The sequence below is a fragment of the Limnohabitans sp. WS1 genome, from assembly GCF_003063265.1.
GTDB lineage: Bacteria > Pseudomonadota > Gammaproteobacteria > Burkholderiales > Burkholderiaceae_C > Limnohabitans_A.
Map to the genome: position 1 here is coordinate 1 of NZ_NERU01000033.1, position 6,058 is coordinate 6,058.

Sequence of the window (6,058 nt, forward strand, 5' to 3'; positions counted from 1 at the left end):
GTTTTGGTGTATTTATTTGTAAAATACAGCACATTTAAGAACTCACAATTTTCGATTCAAGGCAAACCGGCAGGGATTGTGATGAATTTGAGAATTTGAAACAGGCGCAGCTGGGTGCGTGATGAATCAGATTGGGTTTAATGAATTTGGTGATTTGAGGGGTGGGGGCCGTTCCCTGTCCCCTGTGGGAGCACCGCCCTCGGTGCGATGGGCGGTGGTGGTGTGCGGGGCTTGATCGCGGCGGGGGCGCCGCTCCTACAGGGGGGAGAGCAACGCTGCCTGGGCGATGGGGGGTGGTCTGCGGGGCTTGATCGCGGCGAGGGCGACGCTCCTACAAAGAAAGCACGAGACGCCATCGGGCTGGGTCAATAATCGGATGGCAGAACAACGCCACGAACTTGCGCAAACCGATGCCGTCACCGATTCAAAAAACAGCCCAATTGGGTGCCTTGGCCATTGCCGACGTCTGGTTGGCGGTGGCGGGGGTGTTGTATTTGGTGTTTGATCGCATCGAACACAACAGACAAGCCAGCCTGAAGCCCTATGCGCTTGACTCGGGTGATCTGGTCATTCCGCGCCAGCGGGATGGGCATTTTCATGTGGAGGGCGAGGTCAATCGCCAGCCTGTGCGCTTTTTGGTGGACACCGGGGCCAGCCATGTGAGCGTGAGCCAAGCGTTGGCCACTCAGGCCGGATTGCCTGCGGGCCAGAGCATCACCCTGCACACCGCCAACGGCCCCCGCCAGGGTCAGTTGGTGCGCAGCGTGCCGGTGCGTGTGGGAAATTTGGTGCTCAACGACACCAGCGTGGCGGTGGGTCTGAGTGGTCTGGAGCCACAGCAGGCGCTATTGGGGCAGGCCTTTTTGAGGCACTTTGATGTCGAGATTCGGCGTGACGAGATGGTGCTGCGCCAAAGGCTGTGAACTTGGGCGTCAGATCAGACCGCTTAACGACGCCATGGCTCGCGTTCGCGTTCGTCACGACCATGGCCACGCTCACCCTCTCGGCGTTCTCGCCCATCCCGAGCTTCACGGTGCCCGCCCTTGCCCACTTCGACAGGGTGTTTTGAACCCCACTGTGGTGCAGGCCGATGGACAGGACTGACATGAACAGGTGGCCTGTACAGCACCTGCGGGGGCGCTGGGTGGTACACCACCCGTGGGGGAGCAGACGGATAGACCACACGCGGTGGCGGTGACGGCAAATAAACAGGCCGTGGGGGCGGCACGATGAAGTGCGGTTGGGGGGCATGCGCGTGGACATGGCTGTATACCGGGCCATAAACAGGCGGGGGGCCTGTGCGCGAAGAGACCACCACATGAGGCTCCATCAACACCGGGTGGGCGCACCCCACTTGCGCCAAGCCCACAGCCAAACTGCCCCACACCGCCAGCTTGCGGCCCCCCGTGTTGAACCAATGATTGGACATGCGAATTTCTCCAAAATTGTGGGTGCAACGGTTACACCTGCATCTTTAGCGTTTTAAAGACCCCTTCGGTGCACAGCGGCGACTTCACAATCGTGTCTATTCGTAAGTTCAGTCCAAAGGGAATGGACTTTGGCAAGCCCTAAAATCGATCGCTATGAACGCCCCCACCCCCAAAGCTCCCGACACCAACGCCACCGCCGACCACAAAGTCAGCAACTTCCTGCGCCAAATCATCGAAAACGACCTGGACAAAGGCACCTATGCCACCCGCCGCTGGGCAGGCAGCCCGGGCGACGCCACTCACCATGCGGCGGGCCAACCCGACCCGGCCAAGATCCGCACCCGCTTCCCGCCCGAGCCCAACGGCTACTTGCACGTGGGCCACGCCAAAAGCATTTGCATCAACTTCGGGCTGGCCAAGGAATACGGCGGCGTGTGCCACCTGCGCTTTGACGACACCAACCCCGAAAAAGAAGACACCGAATACGTCAACAGCATCATCGACGCCGTGAAATGGCTCGGCTTTGACTGGGCGCAATTGGGCCAGGCCGCCGGAAGCGCCGCGCCCTACCAAGCCAGCGACTACTTCGACTTCATGTACCGCGCTGCCGAGGCGCTGATCGAAGCTGGCTACGCCTATGTGGACGAACAAAGCGCAGAAGACATGCGCGCCAACCGGGGCGACTTTGGCAAACCCGGCGTGGACAGCCCTTTCCGCAGCCGCACCGTGACAGAAAACCTGACGCGATTCCGCGAAATGCGTGACGGCAAGCTCGATGACGGCGCGGCCGTGCTCCGCGCCAAGATCGACATGGCGTCGCCCAACATCAACCTGCGCGACCCGGCCATCTACCGCATCCGCCGCGCCACCCACCACCACACGGGCGACACCTGGTGCATCTACCCGATGTACACCTTTGCCCACCCCATCGAAGACGCGCTGGAGCAAATCACCCACAGCATCTGCACGCTGGAGTTTGAAGACCAGCGCCCGTTTTACGACTGGCTGATGGAGCGCCTGTGCGAGTGCAAGCTGCTGGCCGCGCCCAGCCCCAAACAATACGAATTTGCCCGCCTGAACCTGACCTATGTGATCACCAGCAAACGCAAGCTGGCGCAACTGGTCAATGAAAGCAAAGTCAGCGGCTGGGACGACCCGCGCATGCCCACCATCGTCGGCCTGCGCCGCCGGGGCTACACGCCCGAGAGCCTGCGCCTGTTTGCCGACCGCATTGGCGTGACCAAAAGCGACAGCTGGATCGACTACAGCACCCTTGAGGGCTGCCTGCGCGAAGACCTGGAAAACAAAGCCCACCGCGGCATGGCCGTGCTCGACCCCGTCAAGCTCGTGCTGACCAACTGGGCCGAAGCCTTTGGCAGCGACGGCTACACCGAGGACTGCACCCAACCCGCCCTGCCCCACAGCGCGATTGCCGAGGGCCAAACCCCACCCGCCGACCGTATGTTCAAGATCGGCAAAGAAGTGTGGATCGAGCGCGAAGACTTTGAAGAAGTGCCGCCCAAGGGCTACAAACGATTGTTCCCCGGCAACGTGGTGCGTCTGAAAGGCGGCTACGTGATCGAATGCACAGGCTGCGCACGCGACGCGGCGGGCAACGTGACCGAAGTGCACGCCAAAGTGATCCCCGGCACCAAGAGCGGCACACCCGGTGCCGACAGCGTCAAAGCCAAAGCCGCCATCACCTGGGTGAGCGTGGCCGACGGCGTGCAAGCCGAAGTTCGCCTGTACGACCGCCTGTTTGCCGAAGCGCACCCCGATGCAGGCGGCAAAGACTTCTTGCAGTCGCTCAACCCGGACAGCTTGAAGGTGGTCACCGCCTATGTGGAGCCGTCACTGGCCGGGGCGCAGCCAGACCAGAAGTTCCAGTTTGAGCGGTTTGGATACTTTGTGGCGGACCGCCTGGATCATGTGGCGGGGGCGAAGCCGGTGTTTAACCGGGTGACGGGGTTGAAAGACAGTTGGGGCAAGTGAGGCCACAGTCGGTTCTGGGCCAGGTCATGGCTCAGCACCGGATAGGGTCAGGCCAGCGCGACGCCTGACCATTTCCAAAGGATCCACCCAGATACCCATGGGTATTTTAGAATTAATTTTTATCTTTTAAGATCTTAAAACAGCTTCTAAAAGGTTAACATCTTGCGCACACAACATCGCTAAAAGACGCTGCGCAAGGGACCCGAACAATTGACTGCACATGCTGCACCTATGGGGGTTCCAGCCCCACTTAAGCCATGCTCAAAAGCACTACTTTATGACCATCGGTTCGTCAAAGCCAAACCCAAAATGGGCTGGTTGTTATCTCTGAAAGTCTTCAACGCCGCCAGTCTGAAAGTACTAATCGCAGAAATCAATCCCTTAACGACTCAAATAGAGCCAGTCCTACAGATCCTGATAAGTACTTTAGCTACTTTGCTAGTCCGGAGAGATGACGTGACAAGGCCAAATCCGACTTAAATAGTCAAATCGATATTTTTTGGATTTATTAAATTATATGAACCTCATTCTATTTTATGAATTAATAATCCACAAAAATTCAGCATTTACAATTCAAACAAAAGAAATCATTTAAGAACAAAGAGCACAAGCGCGACCCTGAGATGCATTCGAGCAAGAAGGGCCAGCAGATGTACTTTGGAATGAAAGCCCACATTGGAGCGGATGCCGAGTCGGGCTTGGTGCACACGGTTCGTGGCACATCGGGCAATGTTCACGACGTTATTGAGGGCAACAGTTTGTTGCATGGACAAGAGAAAGATGCATTCGGCGATGCGGGATATCAGGGCATTGAAAAGCGACCAGATGCCAATGCCGATGTGAACTGGCACATTGCAATGAAACCGGGCAAACGCAACGCCTTGAACAAAGACAATGCGATTGACGCGATGGTCGACCAGGTGGAGAAGATCAAGGCCAGCATCCGAGCAAAAGCAGAGCACCCGTTTCGGGTCATCAAGCGGCAGTTCGGCTACGTCAAAGTCCGCTACCGAGGCTTGAAGAAGAACACGGCCCAGCTGACGACGTTGTTTGCGTTGTCAAACCTGTGGATGATGCGCGGCAAATTGATGCAAATGCAGGGATGAGTGCGCCTGAAAACGAGGCCAAGGGCCTCAAAAGGCAGAAAAGCCAAAGAAATGGTGTCAACAACGCCGTTTTTGCTGAGGATTTCACTCAAAAATCACTCCCTCAAACAATCAGCCGAGTACATCACCTGATGATGAGTTATTCAGACTATCCTTAACACAAAATCTCAGGAGGCCAAATGACAATCAGCAAGTTAAAAATAAAAAATTTTAAAGGCGTAAATGAGTTAGCCGAATTCGATATTAAAAAAATAACCCTCTTTATAGGCCCCAACTCTTCTGGGAAAAGTAGCTGCATTCACGCCCTTGCGGCATTAGCACAAACATCCAAATTACCAAGCTCAAGTCGACCACTCGTATTAGATGACGAGTATGCGCAAGTTCATCTCGGTAGATTTATCGAGGTTATTCATTCTAAATCTTACTCTGACGCTATTGAAATTGGTTTTGAAAGCACCAATATAAAGTATTCATTTAGAGGCATAGGAAAAATACAAAAGCTTGCCTCCACTGATATATTTTCTGCCAATTACAGCTTCAAAAGCACAAAACGCACACAAGATATTTATTTAAATACACTCACTTACTCATCACCAGCCAGCACTCTAAACTTCAAACCTAATAAGACGATCGGCACTTATACAATTGAATTTAACAATAAGATAATACAAGCCACATCAGGCTACGATAGCGCTTTGCATGCTAATTTATTTCCAAAGTCCACAAAGTCCGAAGAAGACCTTCACGTATTTTTTTACAATGAATCTTGCAAACAAATAGTCTCCAGCGAATTAAGTAATGTTTTATATTTAGGTCCATTCCGCCAATCACCTTTACGTCGCTACCCGACAAGAGGATCAAGTCCCACTGAAGTTGGAGCGCAAGGCGAAAATGCGATCACCTTGCTTGCAAATGAATTTGTTCAAACCAAGCGGCGTCCACATTTGAAGGAGATTGGTGGTTGGTTAGATCAAATGGGGTTGGCCAAGAAGGTGGATGTTTCACGCGTCGGAAAGTCTGACTTATTTGACGTCACAGTAACCTTGGCAGATGATGCAAATCTTCCAATTGCTGACTTAGGATACGGCATGTCTCAGGTATTACCTGTTTTGGTGCAATGCAGTTTTGCACCTGACAAAGCAACTTTGCTTTTTGAGCAACCAGAGCTTCATCTAAATCACACAGCTGCGAAATTATTGGCTGGCGTATTTGTTGAAACAGCCAAGAAAAAAGAGATGCACATCGTTGCAGAAACTCATTCTAGAGAACTTTTTCTAGGTCTTTTAGATGAAATTAGAGCCAATCGACTTTCTCCTGAAAATTTAGCTGTTTACACCGTAAAACGAAGCGGGGGCAGTAGTAAATTTAAAAAGATTGAAATTGATGTTGACGCAAATGGGGTACTAGTGTAGTGTTGCATTCTGTTTGGAACTTAAGCGCTTGTTGGCACGAATGACCTTTTGCAAGATGTCGCGAGCGCTTTTTGTCCAGATGAAGGGCTTAGGATTTTTGTTGTGATGTGCGATGTAA

The 6,058-nt window shown here is 53.5% G+C and carries 4 protein-coding genes and 2 pseudogenes; 4 read left to right on the top strand and 2 right to left on the bottom strand.

What is annotated here, in order from left to right; genetic code table 11:
• Positions 1 to 410 precede the first annotated feature (410 nt).
• Complete coding sequence (locus B9Z48_RS21180) at positions 411 to 923, top strand: TIGR02281 family clan AA aspartic protease (protein ID WP_089952670.1); 513 nt, start codon at positions 411 to 413, stop codon at positions 921 to 923.
• Between the two features lie 23 nt (positions 924 to 946).
• On the opposite strand, the gene B9Z48_RS21490 is transcribed toward B9Z48_RS21180, so the two are convergent.
• Positions 947 to 1,429 (bottom strand): hypothetical protein, encoded by a 483-nt coding sequence (locus tag B9Z48_RS21490; protein WP_146186350.1) that lies wholly within the window; start codon positions 1,427 to 1,429, stop codon positions 947 to 949.
• Positions 1,430 to 1,583: 154 nt separating this feature from the next.
• Between B9Z48_RS21490 and B9Z48_RS21185 the strand changes: the two genes are divergently transcribed.
• From B9Z48_RS21185 to B9Z48_RS21195, 3 genes and pseudogenes are all read left to right on the top strand, one after another.
• Positions 1,584 to 3,422, top strand: coding sequence for a glutamine--tRNA ligase/YqeY domain fusion protein (locus B9Z48_RS21185; RefSeq protein ID WP_199233570.1), 1,839 nt, complete (start codon positions 1,584 to 1,586; stop codon positions 3,420 to 3,422).
• Between the two features lie 587 nt (positions 3,423 to 4,009).
• Positions 4,010 to 4,528: pseudogene (locus B9Z48_RS21190) on the top strand (IS5 family transposase); the annotation flags it as partial.
• 179 nt (positions 4,529 to 4,707) lie between these two features.
• A complete protein-coding gene (locus B9Z48_RS21195) occupies positions 4,708 to 5,940 on the top strand; it encodes an AAA family ATPase (RefSeq protein WP_108380574.1) in 1,233 nt (410 codons plus the stop codon).
• Here B9Z48_RS21195 and B9Z48_RS21200 read toward each other — a convergent pair.
• Positions 5,932 to 6,058 (bottom strand): annotated as a pseudogene (locus B9Z48_RS21200) (IS630 family transposase); the annotation flags it as partial. The gene B9Z48_RS21195 and the pseudogene B9Z48_RS21200 overlap by 9 nt on opposite strands.

What these genes read in the sequence shown, in the direction of transcription:
- B9Z48_RS21180 (WP_089952670.1), top strand. Translation starts at nt 411, where the DNA reads ATGCCGTCACCGATTCAAAAAACAGCCCAATTGGGTGCCTTGGCCATT.
- B9Z48_RS21185 (WP_199233570.1), top strand. Translation starts at nt 1,584, where the DNA reads ATGAACGCCCCCACCCCCAAAGCTCCCGACACCAACGCCACCGCCGAC.
- B9Z48_RS21195 (WP_108380574.1), top strand. Translation starts at nt 4,708, where the DNA reads ATGACAATCAGCAAGTTAAAAATAAAAAATTTTAAAGGCGTAAATGAG.
- B9Z48_RS21490 (WP_146186350.1), bottom strand. Translation starts at nt 1,429, where the DNA reads ATGTCCAATCATTGGTTCAACACGGGGGGCCGCAAGCTGGCGGTGTGG.